Annotated in this window: 22 protein-coding genes; 7 read left to right on the forward strand and 15 right to left on the reverse strand. The window is 66.7% G+C overall.

The features are described 5' to 3' along the window. Window positions 1–37: 37 nt before the first annotated feature. On the reverse strand, window positions 38–544 hold the full coding sequence (locus AC1DYS_RS02535) for a cupin domain-containing protein (protein WP_477895733.1): 507 nt from the start codon (window positions 542–544) through the stop codon (window positions 38–40). A 51-nt stretch (window positions 545–595) separates the two neighbouring features. On the opposite strand from AC1DYS_RS02535, the gene recQ reads away from it, so the two are divergent. From recQ to AC1DYS_RS02550, 3 genes are all read left to right on the forward strand, one after another. Continuing rightward, window positions 596–2,494, forward strand: a complete 1,899-nt coding sequence (recQ, locus tag AC1DYS_RS02540; protein WP_477895735.1) for a DNA helicase RecQ — start codon at window positions 596–598, stop codon at window positions 2,492–2,494. A 286-nt stretch (window positions 2,495–2,780) separates the two neighbouring features. Beyond that, entirely contained in the window at window positions 2,781–3,188 is a 408-nt protein-coding gene (locus AC1DYS_RS02545; protein WP_477895737.1) for a hypothetical protein, read from the forward strand. A 241-nt stretch (window positions 3,189–3,429) separates the two neighbouring features. Further along, window positions 3,430–4,560 carry a glycoside hydrolase family 5 protein gene (locus AC1DYS_RS02550; protein WP_477895739.1) on the forward strand — a complete coding sequence of 377 codons (1,131 nt, stop codon included), beginning with the start codon at window positions 3,430–3,432 and terminating at the stop codon, window positions 4,558–4,560. A 20-nt stretch (window positions 4,561–4,580) separates the two neighbouring features. On the opposite strand, the gene AC1DYS_RS02555 is transcribed toward AC1DYS_RS02550, so the two are convergent. Both AC1DYS_RS02555 and AC1DYS_RS02560 read right to left on the reverse strand, forming a co-directional pair. Next, on the reverse strand, window positions 4,581–4,976 hold the full coding sequence (locus AC1DYS_RS02555; protein ID WP_477895741.1) for an Ig-like domain-containing protein: 396 nt from the start codon (window positions 4,974–4,976) through the stop codon (window positions 4,581–4,583). Window positions 4,977–4,998: 22 nt separating this feature from the next. Next, on the reverse strand, window positions 4,999–6,516 hold the full coding sequence (locus AC1DYS_RS02560) for a vWA domain-containing protein (RefSeq protein WP_477895743.1): 1,518 nt from the start codon (window positions 6,514–6,516) through the stop codon (window positions 4,999–5,001). Between the two features lie 150 nt (window positions 6,517–6,666). On the opposite strand from AC1DYS_RS02560, the gene AC1DYS_RS02565 reads away from it, so the two are divergent. The 4 genes from AC1DYS_RS02565 (at window position 6,667) to AC1DYS_RS02580 (ending at window position 14,030) form a co-directional block, all read left to right on the forward strand. Further along, window positions 6,667–7,299: a sigma-70 family RNA polymerase sigma factor gene (locus AC1DYS_RS02565; protein WP_477895745.1), complete on the forward strand. Its 633-nt coding sequence runs from the start codon at window positions 6,667–6,669 to the stop codon at window positions 7,297–7,299. Beyond that, on the forward strand, window positions 7,296–8,459 hold the full coding sequence (locus AC1DYS_RS02570; RefSeq protein WP_477895747.1) for a hypothetical protein: 1,164 nt from the start codon (window positions 7,296–7,298) through the stop codon (window positions 8,457–8,459). The genes AC1DYS_RS02565 and AC1DYS_RS02570 overlap by 4 nt, the downstream gene beginning before the upstream one ends. Window positions 8,460–8,603: 144 nt before the next feature. After that, on the forward strand, window positions 8,604–11,453 hold the full coding sequence (gene uvrA / locus AC1DYS_RS02575) for an excinuclease ABC subunit UvrA (RefSeq protein WP_477897245.1): 2,850 nt from the start codon (window positions 8,604–8,606) through the stop codon (window positions 11,451–11,453). A gap of 144 nt (window positions 11,454–11,597) precedes the next feature. After that, entirely contained in the window at window positions 11,598–14,030 is a 2,433-nt protein-coding gene (locus AC1DYS_RS02580; RefSeq protein ID WP_477895749.1) for an ATP-binding protein, read from the forward strand. Between the two features lie 84 nt (window positions 14,031–14,114). On the opposite strand, the gene AC1DYS_RS02585 is transcribed toward AC1DYS_RS02580, so the two are convergent. From AC1DYS_RS02585 to AC1DYS_RS02640, 12 genes are all read right to left on the reverse strand, one after another. Continuing rightward, window positions 14,115–14,540: an SWIB/MDM2 domain-containing protein gene (locus tag AC1DYS_RS02585; protein WP_477897247.1), complete on the reverse strand. Its 426-nt coding sequence runs from the start codon at window positions 14,538–14,540 to the stop codon at window positions 14,115–14,117. A gap of 221 nt (window positions 14,541–14,761) precedes the next feature. Next, the gene (locus AC1DYS_RS02590; RefSeq protein WP_477895751.1) at window positions 14,762–16,150 is read right to left on the reverse strand and encodes a sulfite reductase subunit alpha; all 1,389 of its coding nucleotides are present in this window, start codon (window positions 16,148–16,150) and stop codon (window positions 14,762–14,764) included. Window positions 16,151–16,196: 46 nt separating this feature from the next. After that, window positions 16,197–17,261 carry an FAD:protein FMN transferase gene (locus AC1DYS_RS02595; RefSeq protein WP_477895753.1) on the reverse strand — a complete coding sequence of 355 codons (1,065 nt, stop codon included), beginning with the start codon at window positions 17,259–17,261 and terminating at the stop codon, window positions 16,197–16,199. A 10-nt stretch (window positions 17,262–17,271) separates the two neighbouring features. Next, window positions 17,272–18,162: a DUF4198 domain-containing protein gene (locus AC1DYS_RS02600; RefSeq protein ID WP_477895755.1), complete on the reverse strand. Its 891-nt coding sequence runs from the start codon at window positions 18,160–18,162 to the stop codon at window positions 17,272–17,274. Window positions 18,163–18,181: 19 nt separating this feature from the next. Beyond that, a complete protein-coding gene (locus tag AC1DYS_RS02605) occupies window positions 18,182–18,688 on the reverse strand; it encodes a DUF2271 domain-containing protein (RefSeq protein WP_477895757.1) in 507 nt (168 codons plus the stop codon). 37 nt (window positions 18,689–18,725) lie between these two features. Next, window positions 18,726–19,379 carry a PepSY-associated TM helix domain-containing protein gene (locus tag AC1DYS_RS02610; protein ID WP_477895759.1) on the reverse strand — a complete coding sequence of 218 codons (654 nt, stop codon included), beginning with the start codon at window positions 19,377–19,379 and terminating at the stop codon, window positions 18,726–18,728. Beyond that, window positions 19,376–20,056: a Fe2+-dependent dioxygenase gene (locus AC1DYS_RS02615; RefSeq protein WP_477895761.1), complete on the reverse strand. Its 681-nt coding sequence runs from the start codon at window positions 20,054–20,056 to the stop codon at window positions 19,376–19,378. The genes AC1DYS_RS02610 and AC1DYS_RS02615 overlap by 4 nt, the downstream gene beginning before the upstream one ends. A gap of 32 nt (window positions 20,057–20,088) precedes the next feature. Continuing rightward, window positions 20,089–22,398 (reverse strand): catecholate siderophore receptor Fiu, encoded by a 2,310-nt coding sequence (locus AC1DYS_RS02620; RefSeq protein ID WP_477895763.1) that lies wholly within the window; start codon window positions 22,396–22,398, stop codon window positions 20,089–20,091. A 123-nt stretch (window positions 22,399–22,521) separates the two neighbouring features. Beyond that, the gene (locus AC1DYS_RS02625; protein WP_477895765.1) at window positions 22,522–22,722 is read right to left on the reverse strand and encodes a hemin uptake protein HemP; all 201 of its coding nucleotides are present in this window, start codon (window positions 22,720–22,722) and stop codon (window positions 22,522–22,524) included. 3 nt (window positions 22,723–22,725) lie between these two features. Then, the gene (locus tag AC1DYS_RS02630) at window positions 22,726–23,145 is read right to left on the reverse strand and encodes an ExbD/TolR family protein (protein WP_477895767.1); all 420 of its coding nucleotides are present in this window, start codon (window positions 23,143–23,145) and stop codon (window positions 22,726–22,728) included. A 10-nt stretch (window positions 23,146–23,155) separates the two neighbouring features. Continuing rightward, the gene (locus AC1DYS_RS02635) at window positions 23,156–23,920 is read right to left on the reverse strand and encodes a MotA/TolQ/ExbB proton channel family protein (protein ID WP_477895769.1); all 765 of its coding nucleotides are present in this window, start codon (window positions 23,918–23,920) and stop codon (window positions 23,156–23,158) included. Continuing rightward, the gene (locus AC1DYS_RS02640; RefSeq protein ID WP_477895771.1) at window positions 23,917–24,597 is read right to left on the reverse strand and encodes an energy transducer TonB; all 681 of its coding nucleotides are present in this window, start codon (window positions 24,595–24,597) and stop codon (window positions 23,917–23,919) included. Before AC1DYS_RS02640 ends, AC1DYS_RS02635 begins: the two co-directional genes overlap by 4 nt. Between the last annotated feature and the right edge of the window lie 300 nt (window positions 24,598–24,897).

Here is a 24,897-nt window from a genome sequence, read left to right on the forward strand (position 1 = left end):
GCAGAGGGCTCAAGGTGCCTCTGCTGCCAGCCTGGGTTCAGGGTTCGCCATCCCAGTAGTCGAGCTCGTCTTGCGCGCGGTGGATGTGGTCGAAGCCATAGGGGTTGCCGTCTCGCGTGGCCGTGGCCAGGTACTTGCCGGAGTCCGGGTACTCGACGACTTCGGGGCTGTCTTTCGTGCCGATCGACAGGTACTTCAGCGGCGCCTTCGAGGTGTTGATGATCTGGTGCGGATAGTCCGGGCCGGGCGGGATGAACATCACGTCGCCGGTGCGGATGGGCAGCATCTCGCCGGCCACGCGCAGCGTGCCTTCGCCCTCGATCACGATGAACATCTCTTCCTGGGCGTAATGGAAGTGATAGGGGCACGAGCGCTTGCCGGGCGCCACCACATCGAAGCTCGCGCCGAGCTTGAGCGCGGCAGTGCCGGGGGCGAGCCGGGAGCCCATCGAGTCGTACAGCGGCTCGCGCACCTCGTGCTTGAGGGGCTCGTCATTGAAGTTGCGGATGAGTTGCTGGCGCAGGGTGTCGGCGCGGTCTGTCATGGGGTCTCCTTTTGGGATCGGCCAGCGTACTGCAAGGAGCGCTCGCGTACCATGGCGCTTTCGCTCGCCATGCAGTCTCCCGCCTCCTCCCCCGCCCTCGAGTCCACCGCACCCCTGCACATCCTGCAAGAGGTGTTCGGCTACCCCGTCTTCCGCGGCGCGCAAGAGGCCATCATCGACCACGTCGTGAAGGATGGCGACGCGCTGGTGCTGATGCCCACCGGCGGCGGCAAGAGCCTGTGCTACCAGGTGCCGGCGATCGCCCGCCACCGCGCGGGCCACGGTGTGGCGGTGGTGGTGAGTCCGCTGATCGCGCTGATGCACGACCAGGTCGGCGCGCTCGAAGAAGCCGGCGTGCACGCCTCGTTCCTCAACTCCACGCTCACGCTCGAAGAGACGCAGCGCATCGAGCGCGAGATGATGAGCGGCCGCCTCGTGCTGCTGTACGCCGCGCCCGAACGCGTGACGACGCCGCGCTTCCTGGCGCAGCTCGATTCGCTCAACGAGCGCGGGCTGCTGAGCCTCTTCGCCATTGACGAAGCGCATTGTGTGAGCCAGTGGGGGCACGATTTCCGCGAAGACTATCTGTCGCTCAACGTGCTGCACGAGCGCTACGCCAACGTACCGCGCATCGCGCTGACCGCAACGGCCGACGACCTCACGCGCGCCGACATCATCGAGCGCCTGCAGCTGCAGGACGCACGCATCTTCATCAGCAGCTTCGACCGGCCGAACATCCGCTATTCGATCGTCGAGAAAGACAACGCCCGTGCCCAGCTGCTGCGCTTCATCAACGACGAGCACGAGGGCGATGCCGGCATCGTCTACTGCCAGTCGCGCAAGAAGGTCGAAGAGACCGCCGACTGGCTGAAGAGCGAAGGCATCAGCGCGCTGCCATACCACGCGGGGCTAGACGCCGACGTGCGCCGGCGCCACCAAGACAAGTTCTTGCGCGAAGAGGGCATCGTGATGGTCGCGACCATCGCCTTCGGCATGGGCATCGACAAACCCGACGTGCGCTTCGTGGCCCACCTCGACCTGCCGAAGAACATCGAGAGCTACTACCAGGAGACCGGCCGCGGCGGCCGCGATGGCTTGCCGGCCGACGCCTGGATGACCTACGGCTTGGCCGACGTGGTGAACCAGCGCCGCATGATCGACGACAGCACTGCCGGCGAAGAGTTCAAGCGCGGCCAGGTCGGCAAGCTTGAAGCACTGCTCGCGCTGGCCGAGGCGCACGATTGCCGTCGCGTGCGGCTGCTCAAGTACTTCGGCGAAGACAGCACGCCTTGCGGCAACTGCGACAACTGTCTGAACCCGCCCGCAACCTGGGATGCGACCGAAGCCGCGCGCAAGGCACTCAGCTGCGTCTACCGCTTCCACCAGAACGGCGGCCAGCGCTTCGGTGCCGTCCACCTGATGGACGTGCTGCGCGGCAAGGCCACCGACAAGGTGGTGCAGTACCGGCACCAGAGCCTGTCCACCTTTGGAATCGGTGCCGACGTGAGCGAAGTGCAATGGCGCGCCGTGCTGCGCCAGCTGATCGCGCTGGGCCACCTGCGCACCGAAGGCGAATACAACACGCTGGAGCTGACGCCGAGCGCACGCGAAGTGTTGCGCGGCGACGTGGTGATGCTGCTGCGCGTGCAGAGCGACACGCCCAAGCGAGGCAGCAGCAAGACCGGCAAGTTCACCCGCGGCAAGGACAAGGCGCCGCCCATCACGCTCGACGATGAAGGCACCGAGCGCTTCACCGCCCTCAAGGCCTGGCGCGCCGAGGTGGCCAAGGAGCATGGGCTGCCGGCGTATGTGATCTTCCATGACGCCACGCTGGCCGAGATGGCGCGGGCGCAACCGACCTCGCTCGACGACCTGTCGGAGATCAGCGGCGTGGGCGCGAAGAAGCTCGAGGCCTACGGCCGCGAAATCCTGCGCGTGCTGCAGGGCTGAGCGCACGCGAGCCCCGGCAGCAGGGGCGATCAGACAAGCATCCCAGTACGGGTCGCCCGGCTCGGAAACGTGGCCTCTCACGCCCTTCCGAGCACCTGTTCACAGACTGCAGCTCTCCGATGCGGCGTGAAGCGCTTGACATTCCTCGAGACGTAACCGCTCTGTACCTTGTCAAGTAGTGCCGTGAGTTTTGCACTCCCTGGCCCGGCGCTCATGAAACAGTCGCTTCAGCGACACACCGCGATGTTCGAAAAGACAAGCAAGCACTTGTCTATCGGAAACCGCCATGTCCCGCCTGATCCGCATCGCCGCTCTCGCCATTGCCGCCCTGACGCTGGCGCCGTGCGCCATGGCCGACACGATCGGCTTTCACGTCGGCAGCCAGCACTTCCCGTCCAAGCACTACAACAACTTCAACCCCGGCCTCTACTACCGCACCGACGAAGGCTGGACGGCCGGCGGCTACCGCAACTCGCTGCGCAGAGACAGCTTCTACGCCGGCTACACCTGGAAGTTCGGCGCACTCGACGTGACCACCGCCGCGGTGACCGGCTACTTCCACAAGGTGCAGCCGCTGCTGGTGCCCTCGTGGTCGCTCTTCACTTACCAAGGCATCACGCCGCGTGTGGCGTACATCCCGCGGGTGGAAAAGCGCGTCGGCGCCCACGTGCTGCACCTGATGCTCGAGTACTGAGATTGCAGTTGCACCTGTAGCGATACGCAACCTGGCGGCACACAAAACACGCCGCTGCGCCCTGCAGTCGGAAAACAGGTTGCCAAGCAATTCACGCACGGGCACTTACAAGAGATGACTGAATGCCCGTAGGACGATTCCGACAATGCAGGCACCTGTTCGACTACGAGGTTCTTGCGTGATCCCAGTTCATCTCCAACACGCCCACGGTGCTGCTTCTTCGCAAACCTCAGCTTGCCGCATGGGCTCGACTTTGCACCGCCTGCGCTGCGTGGCCGCACTGGGTTCCTTGATCGCACTGGCTGCTTGCGGCGGCAGCGGCAGCAGCAGCGAACCCGACGACGCAGCGGTCGCGGCCCCGGCACCGGCCCCTGTCGACAGCACAGCCCCATCGAGCGACGCGTCGAGCCCCGAGGCCACGCCCGCTGCGGTGACCGGCGTCAAGTGGCGCGGAGTCAACCTGTCGGGCGCCGAATTCACCAGCACCGCTCTGCCCGGCAAGTACGGCTACCAGTACGTGTACCCCAGCGTCAGCTCGGTCGACTACTTCAAGGCCAAGGGCATGAACCTGGTGCGCCTGCCCTTCCTGTGGGAGCGGCTGCAGCCCACGCTCAACGGCGCGCTGGACACCACCGAACTGACCCGCCTCAAGGACTTCGTGGCCGGCACCACGGCCAAGGGCGTGACGGTGCTGATCGACCCGCACAACTACGCGCGCTACCGTGGCCAGGTGATCGGCTCGAACGGTGTGCCCAACGCTGCCTTCGGCGATTTCTGGTCTCGCCTGGCCAGTGTGTTCAAGGGCAACCCGAAGGTCATCTTCGGCGTGATGAACGAGCCCTTCAACATGGCGACCGAGAGCTGGGTGAGTGCCGCGAACGAAGCGATCCGCCGCATCCGCGCCACCGGCGCGACCAACACCATTGCCGTGCCGGGCAACGCCTGGAGCGGCGCCCACAGCTGGGCCGCCAACTGGTACGGCACGCCCAATGCGCAGGCGATGCTGCAGATCACCGACAGCGGCAAGAACATCGTCTACGAAGCGCACCAGTACCTCGACGCCGACAGCTCGGGAACATCGAGCACCTGCACCAGCACCACCATCGGTGCACAGCGGCTTGCCGTCTTCACCGCGTGGCTGCGTGCCAATGGCAAGCGCGGCCTGCTGGGCGAGTTCGCAGGAGCCAACAACGACGTCTGCAAGCAGGCACTGGCCGGCATGCTGAACCACATGGAGACGAACAGCGACGTGTGGGCCGGCTGGACCTACTGGGCCGCCGGGCCGTGGTGGGGCGACAACTTCTTCAGCATCGAGCCGGCCAGCGGTGCCGACAAGCCGCAGATGCAAACGCTGACGCCCTATCTCGATTGAGTCGCTTTTGAAGCCTGCGCTCAGGGCGTGATGCTGATCGTCAGCTGATCGCTCTCGGTCACGTTGTCGGCGTAGTCGACCGCCCGCGCGAACACCGTGACGGCGCTGCGCCCGTCGGTCGGCACCAGCAGCTGCCACTCGTAGGGCGGTGAACCGTCGGAGCCGATGCGCACGACGGTGTTGCCGTCGAAGCGATAGAAGCTCACGTGGTCGATGCCGTTCTCATCGGCAGCGGCAGCTGCCAGGCGCACGCTGTCGCCGGCGCGTGCGGATGATGCGGCGGCGCTCAGGTCGACCACCGGCGGCAAGTCGTCACCGTCACCGAACTCCAGGTACACACCGCCGCCGCAGCCGGCCATCAACACGCCGGCCGAGAAGGCCAGCGAGCGGCGGGTAAGGCGCGGCAACAGCTTCATGGGGCGATGCTACGTCGCTACATCAACCCCGCTTCAGACGTGCCAATTCTTCGCCGACGAGCCGCACCACCAGCTTGTCCAGCGTCTGCACCGAGTACTGCTTCACGTCGTGCGGGGTCTGCGAGCCGGGGCCGCTGCCCGGGTTGCCGGCGTCTCGGTAGGTGAGGAAGACGAAGCGCCCCGCGGTGTACTGCGCCATCTGGCGGTAGATGTATTCGCCGACCGGGTCGAGCCCGCTCGCGCCCACCGCGAACAGCTTGATGCCCTTGGACAGCGCGGCTTGCATGTCGCGGTCATATTGCGGACCGCCATAGTCGAGGTGAGGCGGCGCATCGGCCACCAAGACCACCATGCGAGCGGCCTGCTGGCGCCAGCTCAAGCCGTGCACGACTTCATGCAGCGCTTCGTTCAAGGCCTCAGGCGTGTCGCCGCCGCCGTGCGCCTGCACATGGGCCAGCTGCTGCTGAAAGGCGCCGAGGTCGTCGGTGAAATCGTGCGTGCGGGTGATGAAGGCATCGCCGCGGTCGCGATAGGCCACGAGGCCGTAGCAGATGTCGGGCTGACCGGGCAGTTGCGAGATCTGCTGCGACATCGCACGCATCGAGTTCTTGAGCTTGGCGATCTCGTCGCCCATCGAACCGGTGGCGTCGATCAGGAACACGAGGTCCAGGCGCATCGGCGCAGCGAGGTTCTGCCCGAGCCGCACCTGCACCGCCTGTGACTGGCCCCGTGTCAGCAACGCGCGGCTCTGCACACCGCCCTTGCGCACGGCGACACCGAGCGTGCGTTCGTTGTCCAGCTCGGGCGACAGGAAGGCGCGCGGGTGCAGCCACACGCGGCCGGCCGTGTCGGTGCGAGCCCACATCACCGGCTGGGCGATGCCAGGCCGCTGCACGGCCACCTCGGCATCGTGCACCGGCTGCCCCTGGGCGTCGGTCACCTCCAGCAGGTAGCGCTCGCTGATGTCGCGCTCGCGCACAGCCAGGTTGCCGTTGCGCTGGCGGTAGGCCATGTACTCGCCGAAGTCGGCGTTGTCGTCGACCATCCCAGCGGTGACCGGCTCGTGCGGTGGGCGCTGCGGCATCGGTTGCGGTTGCGGGTGCGGTTGGGGCTGGCTGGGCCATGGCGGTGGCGCGAAGGCCGGCGCTGATTTGTCGGCCGCTGCGCCAGCAACGCGCGACTCGATCGCGGGCGCGGCAGGTGCCATCTCGGCCGATTCGCTGCGCTTGGCGAGTGCATCGCGCGACGATTCCATCTCGCGGCCGCGCCGCCAGCCGGCGCCCTGCTGCTCACCGCCGCCCGGCACTTCACGCGTTGTCGGCAGGCGATGGCAATGCGTGGCAGACGGTGCCTGGAAGGCGGGCGGGGTGAAGTCGCCGGCCGAACTTTGCGGCGCGTCTTGCCACGCAGGCGGCCAGGGGCCGCGCTCAGCGCGAGTGGCGGCATGGGCCGAGGGTTCGTCGAATGCCGCGGCACAGGCGGCGAGCAGCACGGTCAACAGAAAGGCCGGCAAGGCAGTGCGGCGCAGGTTCACGGTCATGAAGGTCTCCGAAGTGAAAGGGTCACCTGGCATGACACGTGGCTCAACCTGCAACGGGGTGACGCGGCAACAGAAAAATAGTCGGCGCCGAATTAACCCCGTTTCGCCCGGGTGGCCGTACCACCCCGAGTGAGGCAGACTTCCGACCCGATGAGCCCCGTGCCCGAACCCACCGACGACGAGCTGATGAGCGCCTACGCGCGTGGCGACGCGTCGGCGTTCGAGCGGCTTTATGTCCGCCATCAGGCCGGGCTGTACCGCTTCATCCGCCGCCTGCTGGGCAACTCGCTGGCCGCGCAGACCGACGAGATCTTTCAGGACACCTGGTTGCGCGTGGTGAACGCACGCCAGCAATGGGAGCCGCAGGGCGCGAGCTTTCGCACCTGGCTGTACACATTGGCCAACCACCGCGTGATCGACATCTGGCGGCGTAGCGGGCGCGAGGTGTCGATGAGCACCGACGACGATTCGCCGTGGGAGCCCGACGCTGGCGGCGCCGCTTGGCAGCAGTGGCCTGCACCCGCGAGCCCGTCACCCCACAGCGACGACCTCGCCTTCTGGCGCCGCGCCGGAGAGCGCCTGCTGGGCTGCCTTGAAGAACTGCCGCTCGCGCAGCGCAGCGCCTTCTTGCTGCACCACGACGACGAGCTGCCGCTGGCCGAGGTGGCGCGCACGCTGGAGGTCGGTTTTGAGACGGCGAAGACGCGGCTGCGCTATGCGATGAGCAAGCTGCGCACCTGCATGGGCGCGTACCTCGCGCCGATTCAAGGGGGCGCGCAATGACAGACCAGGAGCGTGACGCCCATCTGCGCGAAGCGCTGCGCCATGCGCCCGATGCGCAGGTGCAGCCGCCGCCATCGCTCAGTGCGTTGATCTTGAGTGAAGCTCGCGCCAAGGCGCGTGACACGACAGCGCCGGCCCGGCCCGCCCGCCACCCGCTGCTTACGCTGTGGGATTGGTTCGCACGCCCATCGGTGGCGGCCGGCTTCGCAGGCCTGATGGCCGCCACGCTGGTTGGCGTGATGTGGTGGGACCAGCCGATGAACGAGGCCTTGCCGCAACGGCCTAGCCCTGCCGCTGCGCCTGCAGAAACGGCACCATCCGTTGCGACACCGCCTGTCGCGCCACCTGCAGCGTCAGCACCTGAGGCGGCACCCAAGCAAGCGCCGGCCGCCGAGGCAGAACGCCGCGCACCGGAACCTCCACACGCCGCCTTGCGCAAGTCCGCTCCCGCCGCAGACAAGGCCGCGTTCGCATCGGCGAAGCCCGCAGCGCCATCGCCGGCACCTGCACCGGCGGCACCGGCAGCACGCAACGAAGTCGCCGCCGACGCCAAGGCCGATGTAGCACCACCCGTGCGTGAGTCCACCGCCGTCACGGCACTCTCGTTGCCGCCGCCGGTCGTTCCCGCGCCCGCTGCAACGCCAGCCGCACCTGCCGGTGCAATGGCCGGCGCGGCCGCCGGTGGGCTGGCCGCGTCGAAATCAGCCGACGAGTCCGAGTCCAAACGTGCACGCAGCGTCGTCACCCGTGCAATGCGCAGCGAGGCCGCACCCCAGGTCGAATTGAGCGAGCTGCGCGTGCAGCAAGACGTGGCGCGCACGAGCCTCGTCCGCCTGCGCGCCGCCATCGCCGCTGACCCCACGCACTGGACATGGCAACGCGGCGACGGCAGCGCGCAAGGCATGAACGACGCCATCTACGCCTGGCTCGCGCAACTCGACAGCGCCACCGGCTCCCGCTGGCAACCGCGCGCCGCCCGCGAGACCGGCGCCCTGCTCGGCCGCGAGCTGCGTTTGCTGCGCGATGGCCGCGTGGAACACAGCCTGCGCCTCACCGAACACGGCGTGCTGTGGGAGCAGGCCCAGAGCGCCTGGCAGGCTGAGCTGCCGGCGGCCACGATCACGCCACTGCAGAGCGCACTCGACACCGCCGCGCCTTGATTTCCGGCTCTTCGGTGTCACCTGACGTGACAGGCGCCGCCGCTATCATGTTCGGTTTCGCGCTGCGCCTTCATGCCCCCCCGCACTCCCGCCAAACCACCCGTCGACAAGGCGCCCGCCGTTGAGGCTTCGATCGAAGCCCCGATGATTCGCGTCCGCGGGGCGCGCACGCACAACCTGAAGAACATCGATCTCGACATCCCGCGCAACAAGCTGGTGGTGATCACCGGCTTGAGCGGCTCGGGCAAATCGAGCCTGGCGTTCGACACGCTGTATGCCGAAGGCCAGCGGCGCTATGTAGAGAGCCTTTCAGCCTACGCGCGGCAGTTCCTGCAGCTGATGGACAAGCCCGACGTCGATGTGATCGAGGGCCTGAGCCCAGCCATCAGCATCGAGCAGAAGGCCACTTCGCACAACCCGCGCTCCACGGTTGGTACCGTCACCGAGATCCACGACTACCTGCGCCTGCTGTATGCACGCGCGGGCACGCCGTTCTGCCCCATCCACCACCTGCCGCTGCAGGCGCAGAGCGTGAGCCAGATGGTCGATGCCGCGCTCGCCTTGCCGGCAGAGACGAAGCTGATGGTGCTGGCGCCGGTGGTGCGCGATCGCAAGGGCGAGTTCGTCGAGCTCTTCGCCGACATGCAGGCGCAAGGCTACATTCGCTTCCGCGTGGACGGCACGGCGTACGAAGCGACCGACGTGCCCAAGCTCAAGAAGGCCGAGAAGCACGACATCGACGTCGTGATCKACCGCGTGAAGGTGCAGCCCGGCCTGCAGCAGCGCCTGGCCGAGAGCTTCGAAGCTGCGATGCGCATTGCCGATGGCCGTGCGATGGCGCTCGAGATGGACACCGGTCGCGAACACCTGTTCAGCAGCAAGTTCGCTTGCCCGATCTGCAGCTATTCGCTGAGCGAACTGGAGCCGCGCCTCTTCTCGTTCAACTCGCCGGTGGGCGCCTGCCCGACCTGCGATGGCTTGGGCCAGGTGACGGCCTTCGACCCCGAACGCGTGGTCGCCTTCCCGTCGCTGAGCCTTGCGAGCGGCGCCGTGAAGGGCTGGGACCGGCGCAACGGCTACACCTTCTCGCTGCTGGAGAGCGTGGCCAAGCACTACAAGTTCGACATCGACACACCGTTCGAAGACCTGTCGAAGAAAGCGCGCGAGGTGCTGCTGTTCGGCTCGGGTGACGAAGAGGTGAGCTTCACCTACGAAGCCGACGGCGCCAAGGGCAAGACGCGCAGCGTCAAGCGCAAGCACCCGTTCGAAGGCATCCTGCCGACGCTGGAGCGCCGCTACAAGGAGACCGACTCGGCCGCAGTGCGTGAAGACCTGGCGCGCTACCAGGCCGCCAAGCCTTGCCCCGATTGCCAGGGCGCGCGGCTGCGCACCGAAGCCCGGCACGTGTTCCTGCAGGGCGAGGATGACGAACAGGGCGAGCCGATCTACCGCGTCGAGCACTTCACGCTGCGCGAATGCCTGGCGTATTTCGAATCGCTGCATCTGAAGGGCGCGAAGGCCGAGATCGCCGACAAGGTGGTGCGCGAGATCCGCTCGCGGCTCAAGTTCTTGAACGACGTCGGCCTCAACTACCTGAGCCTGGACCGCAACGCCGACTCGCTGAGCGGTGGCGAATCGCAGCGCATCCGCCTCGCCTCGCAGATCGGCTCGGGCCTCACCGGCGTGATGTACGTGCTCGACGAGCCCAGCATCGGCTTGCACCAGCGCGACAACGACCGCCTGATCGGCACGCTGCGCCACCTGCGAGACATCGGCAACAGCGTGCTGGTGGTTGAGCACGACGAAGACGCGATCCGCGCCGCCGACCACGTGATTGATATGGGCCCGGGCGCCGGCGTGCACGGCGGCCACGTGATCGCGCAGGGTACGCCGCAGGCCGTGGCCGACAGCGCCGAGTCGCTCACCGGGCGCTACCTGTCGCAGGTGCTGAAGATCGCCGTGCCCAAGCAACGCCATCGCCTCGCCGACATGGACGAGCCGCAGAGCCTGCGCATCGTCAACGCGCGCGGCAACAACCTGAAGGGCGTGACGGCCGAGATCCCGGTGGGCCTGCTCACCTGTGTGACCGGCGTATCGGGCTCCGGCAAGTCGACCCTGGTGAACGACACGCTGTACGCCGCGGTGGCGCGCAAGCTCTACGGCAGCCATGCCGAGCCCGAGCCGCACGATGCCGTCGAAGGCCTGGACGTGTTCGACAAGGTCATCAGCGTCGACCAGAGCCCGATCGGCCGCACGCCGCGCAGCAACCCGGCCACCTACACCGGCCTGTTCACACCCATCCGCGAGCTGTTTGCCGAAGTACCCACCGCCCGCGAGCGCGGCTACGGCCCGGGCCGCTTCAGCTTCAACGTGGCTGGCGGGCGCTGCGAAGCCTGCCAGGGCGACGGCGTGCTCAAGGTCGAGATGCACTTCTTGCCAGACGTGTACGTGCCCTGCGACGTCTGCCACGGCAAGCGCTACAACCGCGAGACGCTCGAGGTGCTCTACAAGGGCAAGAACATCACCGAGGTGCTCAACCTCACCGTCGAAGACGCGCACGGCTATTTCAATGCCGTGCCGAACATCGCGCGCAAGCTGCAGACCCTGCTCGACGTGGGGCTGGGCTACATCCGCCTCGGCCAAAGCGCGACCACGCTCTCCGGCGGCGAGGCGCAACGCGTGAAGCTCGCGCTCGAGCTGAGCAAGCGCGACACCGGCAGCACGCTCTACATCCTCGACGAGCCCACCACCGGCCTGCACTTCGCCGACATCGACCTGCTGCTGCGCGTGCTGCACCAGCTGCGCGACGCCGGCAACACCATCGTGGTGATCGAGCACAACCTCGACGTGATCAAGACCGCCGACTGGGTGATCGACATGGGCCCCGAAGGCGGTGCCGGCGGCGGCATGGTGGTAGCGGCGGGCACGCCGGAAGACATCGCCGCGCATGCCGACAGCTACACCGGCCGCTACCTGAAGCCGCTGCTGCGCTGAGACCTTCAGTGAGCTGGAGAGGGAGAAGGTGAGAGAGGGTTCGTGCCATCTCCCTCCTCCCGGCCCCGCCTCCCAGCCAGGCCATTGGGCGTTGTGAAGGCACTGTCCCGATAATGCGGTCTTTGGCTTCGCCGCTCCAACGACATGCCGCCTTCGTCACTGCCTTCTGACGAGTCGCACTTGCCGCCCGCGCGGCAGACGTCGGAGCTCTGCGCCCATTCCGACGAGCGGCCTGCAGACGAAGAACGCGCGCGTCTGCTCGACTTCGCCCGCGCCTCGGGCGATTGGATGTGGGAGACCGACGCGCAGCTGCGCTACCTCTGGGTCTCGGCCGCGTTCGAAGCGGTGACAGACCTGTCGCCGGCCGCGATCAAGGGCCTGGAGATCGCCGATTCGCCGCTGCTCGACAGTCTGGGCGAACCACTCCCCGGCGGGCAGACCTTGCACACGCTGCTGCGGCAGCATCGGCCGGTCACGCGCGTGATCACCGACAAGCACACACCACTCGGCAAGCTTCAGGTGTCGCGCAGCGCCGTGCCGGTGTTCGATGCCCAGGGCCGGTTCTGCGGCTACCGCGGCACGGCACGCGATGTCACGGCGCTCATCCAGGCCGAGCGGCGCAAGCATGGCCAGGCCGAGCTGCTGCGCAAACTGTCGGCGCAAGTGCCCGGCATGATCTTCCAGCTTTGGCTGCAACCCGATGGAAGCAGCCACTACACCTACACCAGCGACGCGTCGCGCGAGCTGTTCGGTGCCGAGCCACCGCAAAACGGCGAGCGTATCGACGGTGACATGGTGCTGCGCCTGCTCCACCCTGACGAGGTGCCCGACTACCTGCCGAGCCTGCTGGCTGCGGCACGCGCGATGCTGCCGTGGCACCCCGAGTTCCGCATCGTTCGCGACGGCCGCACGCGCTGGATCGAAACCCGGGCGGTACCCGAACACCACCCCGAAGGCGGCACGCTGTGGCACGGCTTCTCAGCCGACGTGACGGCGCGCAAGGAAAGCGAACTCGCGTTGCGCAGCAGTGACGAGCGCTGGAGCCTGGCCGCCGAAGCCGCCGGCATCGGCATTGCCGAGCTCGACCTAAAGAGCGGCCTGATGCGCCTGGATGCGCTGGCCTGCGCCAACCATGGGCTGCCGTATCCGCAGACGCACTTTCTGTTCACGGACTGGCTGGCGGCCATCCATCCGGGCGACCGGTCAAACGTGAAAGCCCAGCTCGAGCATGCGCACGCCACCGGCGGCGTGCTCGAAACGCGCTATCGACTGCAGCTACCCGACGGCAACGAAGCGACGCTCGAGATCTTTGCTCGCTGCACGCGCGGCGACGACGAGCAGGTGAACGGCATGGTGGGTACCTGCCGCGATGTGACGCAGCAGGCCGCGCACGAACAGCTGCGCAGCGACAAGGAGGCCGCCGAGCGCGCGAGCCGCGCCAAGAGCGAGTTCCTGTCGCGGGTGAGCCATGAGTTGCGCACGCCACTGAACGGCATCCTCGGGTTTGCACAGCTGATGGCGATCGACCGCGTTCACCCGTTGGCCACCGACCAGGCACGCCGACTCGACAGCGTGCTGCGCGCGGGGCGCCACCTGCTGGAGTTGATCAACGACATGCTCAACCTGGCGCGTATCGAGCAGGAAGACTTTTCGCTGCAGCGCCTGCCGATCAATCTCGACGCGACGCTGGAGGCCTGCTTCTCACTCATCCAGCCGATGGCCGACAGTGCTGGCGTGACGCTCTCGATGCCGCCGCGGCGAGCGCTGTGGGCGCAAGGAGATGCCCGCGCGGTCGAACAGGTGCTGCTCAACCTGCTGTCGAATGCCATCAAGTACAACCGGCCCGCCGGGGTGGTGCAGGTGTCGCTGTCGAGCAGCGACCAGCACGTTCAGGTGAACGTCAGCGATGAGGGCGAAGGCTTGAGCGACGCGCAACAGGCACTGCTGTTCCAGCCGTTCAACCGCCTGGGCGCCGAGCAACGGCGCGTTGAAGGTTCGGGCCTGGGTCTGGTGATTGCGCGCGAACTCGCCATGTCGATGGGGGGTGAACTGCAGGTGCGCAGCGAGCCCGGCAAGGGGTCGACCTTCACACTGCTGCTGCCCGCGTGCGCTGCGCCGATCGCCCGGCCAGCCGGCAGCGAGTTGCAGGAAGCGGCACCCGTGATGCCGGCATCCACCTCGCGGCTGGTGCTCTACATCGAAGACGAACCGCTCAACGTGCTGCTGATGCAAGAGGTGTTCAGGGCGCGGCCGCAGTGGGAACTGCAGGCCGTTCCCGACGGCGCCACGGGGCTTGCAGCGGTGCAGGCGCGGCGCTACGACCTGCTCCTGATCGACATGAACCTGCCCGACATGAGCGGGCTGGAGCTGATCAGCACGCTGCGCGAGGACGTCCGCACCAGCAGCCTGCACTGCATCGCGCTGTCGGCCGACGCCATGCAGACGCAGATCGATGCGGCACTGGCGGCCGGATTCGACGGCTACTGGACCAAGCCGATCAACGTCGCGCACATCCTTGCGGGCCTGGAAAAGGTGTTGAGCCCCCCAGTCGCTGACGCTCCAGCCCCGAGGGACTGAGCCCGGAAGCCGTTGGCTGGGGGCCGCGCGGCCATAAAAAAAGCCGGTGCACTGCACCGGCTTTTTTGATCAGCAGAACCTGGATTACTTCAGGTGGCCGTTGATCAGCTTGGTCATCTCGAACATCGAGACTTGGGCCTTCTTGAAGATTTCCTTCAGCTTCGCGTCGGCATTGATCATCGTGCGCTTCGCCGAATCTTGAAGGCTGTTCTTCTTGATGTACTCCCAGACCTTCTTGGTGACTTCCGTGCGCGGCACTGGCGTGGAGCCGATGATGGCAGCCAGTTGTGCGCTCGGGGTCATTGCCTTCATGAAGGCTGCGTTGGGAGTGCGCTTCTTGGCCGGAGCGGCCTTCTTCGCAGCAACCTTCTTCGCAGGAGCCGCCTTCTTGGCCGGAGCGGCCTTCTTAGCCGGAGCAGCTTTCTTCGCCGCTACCTTCTTGGCCGGAGCCGCCTTTTTGGCCGGGGCCTTTTTCGCTGCGGGTTTCGCAGCTTTCTTCGCAGTTGCCATTTCGAATTTCTCCATCAAAGAGTTTGTTGATGTGCCCGTGTTGGGTGAGAGCCGCATGAGCTCTCTGTTCTCCATGGACCACGTGCGGAGCGAATACTACTGCGAGAGTGGTGCATTGAGAAGGAGTTTTCATAGGTAAATCGCGCATTCATGCCCGGTGAAGTGCGCTTTTGTCGTGGCGGCACGTCATTGCAGAGCGCTTCTCACGGCGCGATCACAACTCAATACACGTCTCGTCGATAGCGTCCTGCGTCTGCGAGACGCGCGAGTTCATCACTGCCGAGCACCTCGGCGAGCGCTGCATCAACGCCGCTCGCCATGCCTTCGAGGCTGCCGCACACATAGATCGCAGCGCCCTCGGCAACCCATTTGCGCAGCCGCTGCGCATGCTCCCGCACACGGTGCTGCACATAGAGACGCTGTTCCTGGTCGCGCGAGAACACGAGGTCGGCATGCACGAGCACGCCTTGCGCGAGCCAGCGGTCGATCTCGTCGCCGAAATAGCGGTCGTGCGCCGAGTGCCGTTCACCGAACAGCAACCAGGCCGGAGGCCTCGGCGTCGACGCGGCGCGTGTTTTCAGGTGGCTGCGCAATCCGGCGAAGCCGGTGCCGTTGCCGACCAGCACCAGCGGCCGTGCCGCGTTGTTGCCGATGTGAAAGCTGCTGTGCGCGCGCACTCGCAGCGGCACGACGGCACCCACAGGCGCCAGTTCGGTGAGCCAACCCGAGGCGCAACCCAGGCTGCCATCGGCATGCCGCTCCTGCCGCACGAGCAGGTGCAGATGGCCATCGGCCGGCACCGATGAGATCGTGTATTCACGCGGCCGCGCCGGGTCGCCCGGCGCGCGCACCTGCACCAGATCGCCAGCCTCCCACATCGGCAAAGCCGCGCCGGCGGTGGGTGCCAGCACGAGATGGCAGACCGGCGCACCGACGCTGCCGGCGTTGAGCACACGTCGCTCGACCAGTTGCCAGTCTTCGAATGCGGGGGCCTGCCAGTCGGGCAGATCCGTCGTGCCGGCGAGGTGCGCGACCTGATGCTGCCAGGCCCTCAAGGCGGTGGCGTCTTCGTTGTCGAGCTCGATGCGATCGAACAGTGCCGATGCGCCACGCGCCTGCAGCCACCCATCGAGGCGGCGGCCGAAGCCGCAGAAGTTGGCGTAGCTGCGGTCGCCGAGCGCAAGCACCGCATGGTGAAGCTGCGGCAGCGACACATCACCCGCCATGACCTGCTGTGCAAACCGCGCGCCGTTGTCGGGGGCATCGCCCTCGCCGTAGGTGCTCACGATGAAGAGCGCGCGTTCGGTGCGGGCCAGTTTGTCGAGCGTCAGCTGGCCGAGCGGCAGCACGCGCACCGGCACGCCTGCGGTGTGCAGCAGGCGCGCGCTTTGCCAAGCCAGTCGTTCGGCAAAACCGGTCTGGCTGGCGAATGCGACGAGGATGGGGGTGACGCCTTCGGTCGCTGCGCCCAGCGCAGCGGCATCGTGTGCTGACTTCTTGCGCTTGTTTCGCTCGGCGCGGTAGATGAACGCGCACAGCGCGGCATAGGCGAGCAGCACGGCGGCCGCGCCCAGCAGGCGCAGCGTGCTGGGGTCGAGCACGGCGCTCACTGGACGACCTCCACGCTGCGCACCGCAGCAATCGCCTCGAGGTGGCTCATGCGAGCGCCGCGAAGGCGCTGCTCAGGCGTTCTTCGAGGTGGCCATCGGGCCGGCGCGTGACGAAGAGCGCCGCAATGCCGCGCTCCTCGGCCCAGGCCGGGCCGTCCACGGGGCCGAGCACGGTGAGCGCGGTGGACAGCGCATCGGCCGCCATGCAGCGCTCGTGCAGCACCGTCACCAGCGCCAGACCATGCGCGATCGGCTGGCCGCTGCGCGGGTCGATGGTGTGCGGGTAATGCGTACCGCTGCGTTGAAAGAAACGCCGGTAATCGCCCGAGGTGGCAATGGACAGGCCGTGCAATGCGATGCGTGTTTGCGGCAGGCTGGCGTCCACATTCAAGCGCCCATCGCGCAGCTGCGGCGCCGATTCCAGCGCCACCCACCACGGCTGGCCATCGGGTTTGATGCCGCTGCCACCCAGCTCGCCGCCGACTTCGACCAAGGCGTCGCCGAAGCCGAAACGCTGCGCCAGCATGCGGGCAACGCAGTCCACGGCGTAGCCTTTGGCAATGGCCGACAGGTCGAGTCGCACGCCGCCGGGCTGCCGAACGCGGCGAGTTGGAGCATCGAGTTCGATGCGCTGCCAGCCGCTCAGCGCGTGCGCGGCCGCCACCGCTGTCGGTGGAGGAGGCTCGAAACCGGGTTCGTCATGCCGACCTTGGGGGCCGAAGCCCCAGGCATCGACCAGCGCGCCCGCCGTCGGGTCATACGCACCCGCGCTGTCGCGCGCGACCGTCAACCCGTACTGCAAGACATCGAAGAACGCTGGCGGCAGCACCTGCCAGCTGCCGGCCGGCGCGCGGTTGAACCGCGTGATGTCGGAGTCGGGCTCCCAAGGGCTCATCTGCGCGACGACCTCGTCGAGCTCGCGCTGAATGGCTTGCGTGATCGGCTCAGGCTTCAGCGCACGCGACCCGACGAGCCTCACCGACCAGGTGGTGCCCATGGTGCGACCGGCCAGCGCGTGAACGTGCCCGCCGAGTGCCGGCGCGCGCGCATCAAGCGCGTGTGGCACCAGCACCCGCACGAGCGAATCGGCCGCAGCCAACGGCGAACGCATGCCCTTCGGCTTACTGCGGCAAGACTTCGACCGTGGCGCTGAGGCTGGCGCGACGCGCCGGCTGTGCCGCCGTGCCGCCTGGCCCGCGGCCACCCGCGCTGGCGCCGATCCAGTAGCGGCCGGCTTCGGGCCACTTGACGCTGAACTGGCCCTGCGCATCGGTCTTCAACGCGATCTCGCCCATCTTGTAGCGGTAGCGGTTGCCGCCGCGCAGGATGGTCACATCGAGATCGGCAGCAGGCTTGCCATCGAGCAGCAAACGGAAGCTTGAGTTGTCGCCGGCGCTCAGGTCGGTGGGCGTCGTCAGCGGAATCAGCTCCAGGCCGCTGCCTTGCGGCGTGAAGGCCTTGCTGGTCTGGGGATCGGCCTTGGCGTCTGCTTTGTTGTCCGCTTTGCTGTCCGCTTTGTTGTCATTGGTGACATAGGTCTCGACGCGGTTCTGCATGCGCGTGACCTGCAGCTCTTCGGCGTTGGCCGGCACGTCCTTGGCCAGTGCGTCGAGGTTGCCGCGCCAGCGTTTGGTCTCGCCGCCGACCTTGTAGCTCGCCATGGCGGTTTCGGTGAAATTGACGATGCGGTAAGTGCCCGGTTGCGTGAGTTTCACGTCGAAGCTGCTGCGACGGCGCGTCGTGCCGAGGTTCTCGGCGTTGAGCTTGCTGCCGTCGGGTGCAACGATGCTCAGGCCGTCGAGGGCGAGCGAGTTGGTGTCGTACTCGAACAGGTCTTCGGACACCGCGGCGTCAACCGACACCTGCGGCTCCTTGCCGCTGACCACGGTGGCGGAGGGAAGCAGCCAGGTGCGGTGTGCATGCGCTGCAGAGGGCAGCAGCGCAGCCAGCGACAGCAAGGCAAGGGGGAGGAAGGACAGGGAGTGACGGGAAAAGAGGCGGGAAGCGTTCATCACGGGGTTCCTTTGCAGCTCAGGGCTTCAGTTCCAGAGACAGTGCGCCAAGCTCGTGCTCGCCTTGCGCCTTGATCGTCTGGGCGGTTTTGGCAGGCCAGTCGAAGGGCACATGCAGCAGCTCGCGGCCGCCGTTCTCGCGCGCCGCTTCGACCACCAGCTGGTACGAGCCGGGCGGCAGCGCCTTCACATCGAGGCCGATCACATGCTCGCCGGGAGCCCGCGTCGCCGCGCTCACGCCGTCGACCGGCATCTGCACGTCGCGGCCGCTCTTGCGCCACCACTGGCGCATGTCCTTCAGCCACTTGGCGCCGCCGTTGTCACGCTTCTTGATGTCGTACCAGACGGCGAGGTTGCCCGCGAAACTCTGGTCGGCCGCCTTCTCGATCCACATCGCCACGTAAGGCTTGTGGTACTCGGCGACGGTGAGGCGCGGCAGCTCCAGCTTCAGGCTGGCGTCGGCCGCGAAGGCGGGCGCGGCCAGCGCGGCCGCGGCTCCCATGGCCATCGAATAGCGTAGTTGCATCTTGAATCCTTCGGGTCAGTAAGAGGGTCGGTGAGAACTAGTGGATGAAGAGGATGGCAAGCAGCAGCGGCAGCACCAGACCCAGCGCGACGATCGGCCAGGTGGTGGGCCGGTTGGCTGCGTGCATCTTGAGAATGAACAAGCCGGTGATGGAAAACACCAGGCAGGCGAGCGCGAACAGGTCGATGAACCAGCTCCATGCCACGCCGGTGTTGCGGCCCTTGTGGAGGTCGTTCAGATAAGAGACCCAGCCGCGGTCGGTGAGCTCGTATTCGAGTTCGCCGGTGTCGCGCGCGATGCGCAGCCAGGCATCGCCGCCGGGGCGCGGCAGCGGGAGGTAGATCTCTTCGGGCGACCACTCGGCCTGGCGAGCGCCGACCTCGATCTTCAGCTCCGACGCGATCCACGTGGCCAAGGCCGCTGGCAATGCCGCGGGCGGCAGCTTGCTTTCCTTCTTGCCGGCGGTGGTCTCGGGCATCGCAACCAGCGTCAGCAAGGACGGCGGCAGCTGGGCCTTGCGCGTGCTCACCTGCGGTTTGGATTCGATCTGTGTGGCATGGTTGAGCGTGAAGCCGGTGACGGTGAACAGCAACAGCCCGAGCAGGCTCAGGGCCGAACTGATCCAGTGCCACTGGTGAAGCGTCTTGAGCCAATAGGCGCGGCGTTGCGGGTTGCCGGCGGGGGCGGTCATACCTCCGCCCACATGCGCAGGAGGTTGTGGTACGTGCTGGTGAGCGAGACGACCTCGGCATCATCGCCATGGCGCCCGCGCAGTCGCTGGATGGTCTGGTCGAGGTCGAAGAGCATCGAGCGCTGGGCATCGTCGCGCACCATGCTCTGCAGCCAGAAGAACGAGCAGACGCGTGCGCCGCGCGTCACCGGCTGCACGCGGTGCAGGCTGCTCGATGGGTAGAGGATCAGGTCGCCCGCAGGCAGCTTGACCTCGTGCGCGCCGTAGGTGTCCATCACCTCCAGCTCGCCGCCTTCGTAGTCGTCGGGCTCGCACAGGAAGAGCGTGCACGAGAGGTCGGTGCGCAGGCGCAGGCTGGTGCCCGGCACGCCCCGCACCGCGCCGTCGACATGCAGACCGTAGTGCTCACCGCCTTCGTAGCGGTTGAAGAGTGGCGGCACGAAGCGGTGGGGCAGGGCCGCCGAGACGAACAACGGGTTCGCCTCGAGCGCCGTCAGGATGACGGCGCCGAGGCGGAGCGACAGCTCGCCGGCTTCCGGCAACTGCCGGTTGAGCTTGACGCGTGCGCCCTGCTCGCCGACCGTCGCGCGGCCGTCGGTCCAGTCGGCGGTATCGATGGCCGCTCGCATCTCGGCCACCTGGGTCGGTGACAAGACATTCGGCACGTGAAGCATCATGGTTCAGCTCCCGTCTGCAGCTTTCGCTTGGGTCAGTACTTGAAGTTGGCAGAGAGCAAGGCGTTGCGCGGCTGGCCCGGGGTGTAGCGCGAGCCGCCGCTGTTCACCGAGGCCACGTATTCCTTGTCGAACAGGTTGTTCACGTTCAGTTGCAGCGACACGTTCTTGTTGATGTCGTAGAGGGCCATCGCATCGGCCACCCAGTAGGACTGGGTGCCGGGCAGGTTGCTGGGCGCTGCCTGGCTGCTGGTGCGTGCCACGGTGTCGACGTACCGCGCGCCGCCGCCCACGGTCAAGGTGGGAAGCAGCTTGTAGCTCACCCACGAGGTGAAGGTCACCTTGGGCGAGAAGACGATCACGCTGCCGGTGGTGGCACTGGCACCGCTCGCACCCTGGATGATGGTCGGGTCCATGTAGGCGAAGCCCGCGTTCAGGTTGAGTTCGGGCGTGACCTGGCCCACCAGGCCCAGCTCGATGCCGTCGACGCGCCGTTTGCCGATCTGGGTGAAGGTGGGGTTGGCCGCGCCGTCAGACACGATCTCGTTCTTGTTCTCGCTGCGGTAGATCGCGCCGGTGACGGCCAGCTTGCCGCCCACCACGTCCCACTTGGTGCCCAGCTCGATGTTGCTGCCTTCCTGCGGTTTCAGGTCGGTGCGGGACTGGCTGTTGGTCGAGTTGCTCAGTGCGAAGTTGGTGCCGCCCGGCGGCTGGTACGAGTTGGAGACGTTGACGTAGACACTGCCCTCGGCGGCCGGCTTGAACACCGCACCGAGCTTCCAGCTCAGCAGGTTGTCGGTCACGCCGAGCGGCGCGTTCTGCACGAGCGATTCAGCGACGGTGGCCGTCGCCGCGGTGAAGGTCGAGGCATTGGTCTCGGTGTGGAACTTCTCCCAGCGCAGTCCGCCGTTGAGGAGCCATTGCTCCGACAGTTTCAGTGTGTCGAAGGCGTAGACCGCGGCGCTCAGGGTGTTGCCTTTGGTGTAAGCGCCCTTGTACGGTGGGCTCAGGAAGGTATCGCCCGTGCTCGGGTTGTACAGGTTGGCCACGGGCTGCTGCAGCGAGGCTGGCAGCGTGGTGTTGGTCAGCGTCTGTGCGTTTGACTGGCTCTGCCGCTCGTAGATGAATTCGATGCCGGTCGACAGTGAATGCTTCACCTTGCCGGTGGCGAACTCTGTGGACAGGTTGGTCTGATTGGTCAGGATTTCGTTGGTTTGGTGACGACCCTGGCGGCTGCGGACCACCGTATAGGTGGAGGGATCGCTCAACACAAAGCCGCTACCCGCGGGGTTGATCCCGTTCACGCCGGTCAACACATAGTCTTGCTCGGTGTGGCCGAGCCGGGTGGTGTTGCGCAAGACGGTGCCGGGCGCGAACTCGTGCTCGATGCGCRACGTGAACATGTGCAGCGTCACGTCGTCGTAGTCGTTCAGCGAACCGTAGTAGTTCGACCGGTCGACCGCGGGGCCGGTGGCGCCCACATAGCCCGGCAGGCCATAGGTCGACACACCGCCGTCCGGCCGGTTCTTCTGGTCGACGTAGAGGTAGTTGAAGTAGGCGCGCGTCGGCGTACCCAGGCCAAACACCAGCGACGGCGCGAAGCCAAAACGCTTGTTCTTGACGTCATCGCGTCCGGGTGTTCCGTAGTCCTGGGCCATCACGTTCAAGCGCAGCGCCGAGCCAGGGATGCCCAGGTTCAGCGGTGTGTTGAGGTCAGCTGTGGCACGGACGCGCTGGTCGGTACCGAGCGTCACCGTGCCGCTGTTGAAGGCCTCAAGACCCGCCGTCTTGGAGGCCAGGTTCACATAACCCGACGAGGCGCCGCGGCCGTTGTCGGAGCCCGACGGGCCTTTCACCACTTCGACCTGCTCGATGTTGAACATGTCGCGCGAGATGTTGCCCAGGTCGCGGATGCCGTCGACAAAGATGCTGTTCGTCGTATCGAAGCCGCGCATGAAGATCGAGTCACCGGTCGTGGTGTTGCCGTTCTCGCCCAGCTGCAGCGTCACGCCCGGGGTGTTGCGCAGCGCTTCCGAGAGGGAGGTCGCCACTTGCTGTTGCAGCAGTTCCTTCTTGATGACGGAGATGGTCTGCGGCGTGTCCACCAGCGGCTGGGTGAACTTGGGCGAGGCCACGGCGTCAGCCTTGTAGTCGACCTCGGGTGTGGCCGTGGCCTTGGCGCGCACCGGCGGCAGCGTCACCTCAGGCGCGGTATCGGCCTTCTTCGGCGGCTCGGCGTTCTGCGCGGCAACGGGCAAGGCAACGGCCATCAGGCCGATGGCTGCCGTGCTGCTGAAGGTGGATTGCCGCGGTGCCGCGTGCTTGCGGCTCTTGATGTAGGCCAAGGTCTTCTCCAGGGATGTGAATGACGTGACAAGGTTTCCGTGGCTGGCGAAGGCTGGCTTGGGGTGTGAACGTGTCGCGGGTCTGTCGACACGACAGACCCGCGAGTGAAACTTTTCAGCGCGCTATTTGGTGAGGATCAGCTTGCCGAGCGATGTTTGGCGCAAGCGGTAGAGCGATCCTCGGTGCTCGATCTGCACTTCGAGCGCACCAGCGAGCAACTCGTCGCTGGAGATGCGGTGCACCGGTTCAGGTGCGTTGGTTTGCTGCATCGGCCGAGCGTCAGCAGTCGGCAAGGCGGGCGGGTGTTGGGGTGGCGTGGCCATGGCTCAAGGTGCCTCCGGGTCGCTGATGAAGCCCACCTTGGTGAGACCCGCCTTGGTGGCGTCCGCCAGCGTCTGCGCGACGTTGCGGTACGCGACGCTCTGGTCGGCCTTCAGGTGGATTTCGGGTTGCGGCTGCTTCTTGCCTTCGTCCATGAAGCGCTTGGCGGCCTCGGTACGGTCGACCGGCTCGCCGTTCCAGAAGCGCTGGCCGTTGGCGTCGATCGCGAACTCGACCTTCTCGGCCTTGACGACGTTGGGCTGGGCGTTGGCCTTGGGCAGCTCCAGCTTCACGGCCTGCGTGAGCAGCGGTGCGGTGACGATGAAGATGACCAGCAACACGAGCATCACGTCGATCAACGGCACCATGTTGATCTCGGCCATCGGGGCGCCGGCGTTGCGGTTGTCGAAGCTTGCGAAGGCCATGCGCTTCTCCTCAGGCGGCGCGCGGGCGGCCGACGGACGGGTTGCGCACCGGCTGCAACGGCACGGCGCCGGTCTCGCTGCTCAGCGGCTGGCCCATCGACACGAAGGTGTGCAGCTCGTACGCAAAGGCGTCGAGCTTGGAGAGGATCACGCGGTTGGAGCGCGTCAGCCAGTTGTAGCCCATCACCGCAGGGATCGCGACGGCCAGGCCGAGGCCGGTCATGATGAGCGCCTCGCCCACCGGGCCGGCCACTTTGTCGAGCGTGCCGGCGCCGCTCACGCCGATGGCAACCAGCGCGTGGTACACGCCCCAGACGGTGCCGAACAGGCCAACGAAAGGCGCCGTGGCGCCCACGGTGGCCAGCATGGCCAGGCCGTTCTCGAGGTGCGTGGTTTCTTCGTCGAGCACCTTCTTGATGGTGCGGGTGACGAAGTCACCGGCCGTGCCCGCCTCTTCCAGCTTGGCCGCGCCGTACTTGGCGTGGTGCGCCTGCGCATGCATTGCATGGCTGGTGAGGTGAGAGAACGGGTCGTTGGCGCCGTGGGTGCTGATCTCGCCGGCCACTGCGTCGAGCGAGGTCGCATTCCAGAAGAAATTGAGAAAGGTCTCGCTGCGGCGTTTGCGTGCGATGAGGGTCAGGCCCTTGAGCGCGATGATGGCCCACGAGGCCACCGACATCAGCACCAGGATCACGAGAAGGGTCTTGCCCACCACATCACTTTGCATGATGAAGTGGCCGAAGCCCAATGCGCTATCGGGAGTCGCCACGGTCATTTCTCCAGTTCGAAGATCACAGGAATCACGGCCCAGCCCGCCATGGGTTGGGCGTTCTCGGTATAGGGCTTGAAGCGCCACTTCTTCACCGCGGCCAGCGCGGCGTCGTCCAGCCGGGACGAGCCTGACGATCGGCTGACCTGCACGGTGGCTGGCAGGCCGCGCTCGTCGATGTAGAGACGCAGCATCACGGTGCCCGACTCGTTCAGTCGCTTGGAAGCACGCGGGTACTCGGGCGGATTGGCTTCCAGGTACTGGAGCGCCGAAGCCGGGATCATCTTGGGTGGGGCCGGTGGCGCGGGCGGCGCAGGTGGCGCTTCGACTGGCTGCACCTGCACCGGCGGTGCGGGTGGCGGAGGCGCTTCAGGCGGGGGCGCCACTTCAAACGGGGCTGGCGACGGTGCCGCAGCTGGCGCTGCGATCACCACTGGCGGCGGAGCCTTGACCACCGGCTGCATGGGCGGGGGGGGTGGCGGAGGAGGCGGGGCGGGCGCAGCCGGCGGCGCGAGAAGCTCGACGAACATCGGCGCGGCCTCGATCACCGCGTCACGCACGGCGGGCACCTGCAGCAGGGCCCAGATGGCGCCGACGTGCGCCACTGCGATCGCCCCGATGACACCCCGGCGCTGCGCCTTGCTCAGCCCGTCACGCGCTGGCGCAGGACGCCGCAACCCCAAGGGAGCAGAAGCGTGTGRCGCCACAGTGGCAGCAGAGGAGGAAGACATCGCAAAGTAAACCGGGCGAAAACGAAGACACGACGAAACATTGATCGAATCAGTTTAACACTAACGAGAACGATTCGCATTTGTGTTTCTCGTTGATCGCTCGGAGGTTGTCGTTTTGTTAATTGAAGGGATTGGCCGGTGGCGGCTTCGGGCAGGCGCCCGACGCGCAGTGACGCGGCAAAAAAAAACGGGCCGCACAAGGCGGCCCGTATCCGATCAAGGAAAACTCAAATGATGGCGAAACTCTCCGGC

Source organism: Rhizobacter sp. P2_G4 (genome assembly GCF_056403575.1).

What these genes read in the sequence shown, in the direction of transcription:
- AC1DYS_RS02535 (WP_477895733.1), bottom strand. Translation starts at nt 544, where the DNA reads ATGACAGACCGCGCCGACACCCTGCGCCAGCAACTCATCCGCAACTTC.
- recQ (WP_477895735.1), top strand. Translation starts at nt 596, where the DNA reads ATGGCGCTTTCGCTCGCCATGCAGTCTCCCGCCTCCTCCCCCGCCCTC.
- AC1DYS_RS02545 (WP_477895737.1), top strand. Translation starts at nt 2,781, where the DNA reads ATGTCCCGCCTGATCCGCATCGCCGCTCTCGCCATTGCCGCCCTGACG.
- AC1DYS_RS02550 (WP_477895739.1), top strand. Translation starts at nt 3,430, where the DNA reads ATGGGCTCGACTTTGCACCGCCTGCGCTGCGTGGCCGCACTGGGTTCC.
- AC1DYS_RS02555 (WP_477895741.1), bottom strand. Translation starts at nt 4,976, where the DNA reads ATGAAGCTGTTGCCGCGCCTTACCCGCCGCTCGCTGGCCTTCTCGGCC.
- AC1DYS_RS02560 (WP_477895743.1), bottom strand. Translation starts at nt 6,516, where the DNA reads ATGACCGTGAACCTGCGCCGCACTGCCTTGCCGGCCTTTCTGTTGACC.
- AC1DYS_RS02565 (WP_477895745.1), top strand. Translation starts at nt 6,667, where the DNA reads ATGAGCCCCGTGCCCGAACCCACCGACGACGAGCTGATGAGCGCCTAC.
- AC1DYS_RS02570 (WP_477895747.1), top strand. Translation starts at nt 7,296, where the DNA reads ATGACAGACCAGGAGCGTGACGCCCATCTGCGCGAAGCGCTGCGCCAT.
- AC1DYS_RS02580 (WP_477895749.1), top strand. Translation starts at nt 11,598, where the DNA reads ATGCCGCCTTCGTCACTGCCTTCTGACGAGTCGCACTTGCCGCCCGCG.
- AC1DYS_RS02585 (WP_477897247.1), bottom strand. Translation starts at nt 14,540, where the DNA reads ATGGCAACTGCGAAGAAAGCTGCGAAACCCGCAGCGAAAAAGGCCCCG.
- AC1DYS_RS02595 (WP_477895753.1), bottom strand. Translation starts at nt 17,261, where the DNA reads ATGCGTTCGCCGTTGGCTGCGGCCGATTCGCTCGTGCGGGTGCTGGTG.
- AC1DYS_RS02600 (WP_477895755.1), bottom strand. Translation starts at nt 18,162, where the DNA reads ATGAACGCTTCCCGCCTCTTTTCCCGTCACTCCCTGTCCTTCCTCCCC.
- AC1DYS_RS02605 (WP_477895757.1), bottom strand. Translation starts at nt 18,688, where the DNA reads ATGCAACTACGCTATTCGATGGCCATGGGAGCCGCGGCCGCGCTGGCC.
- AC1DYS_RS02610 (WP_477895759.1), bottom strand. Translation starts at nt 19,379, where the DNA reads ATGACCGCCCCCGCCGGCAACCCGCAACGCCGCGCCTATTGGCTCAAG.
- AC1DYS_RS02615 (WP_477895761.1), bottom strand. Translation starts at nt 20,056, where the DNA reads ATGATGCTTCACGTGCCGAATGTCTTGTCACCGACCCAGGTGGCCGAG.
- AC1DYS_RS02625 (WP_477895765.1), bottom strand. Translation starts at nt 22,722, where the DNA reads ATGGCCACGCCACCCCAACACCCGCCCGCCTTGCCGACTGCTGACGCT.
- AC1DYS_RS02630 (WP_477895767.1), bottom strand. Translation starts at nt 23,145, where the DNA reads ATGGCCTTCGCAAGCTTCGACAACCGCAACGCCGGCGCCCCGATGGCC.
- AC1DYS_RS02635 (WP_477895769.1), bottom strand. Translation starts at nt 23,920, where the DNA reads ATGACCGTGGCGACTCCCGATAGCGCATTGGGCTTCGGCCACTTCATC.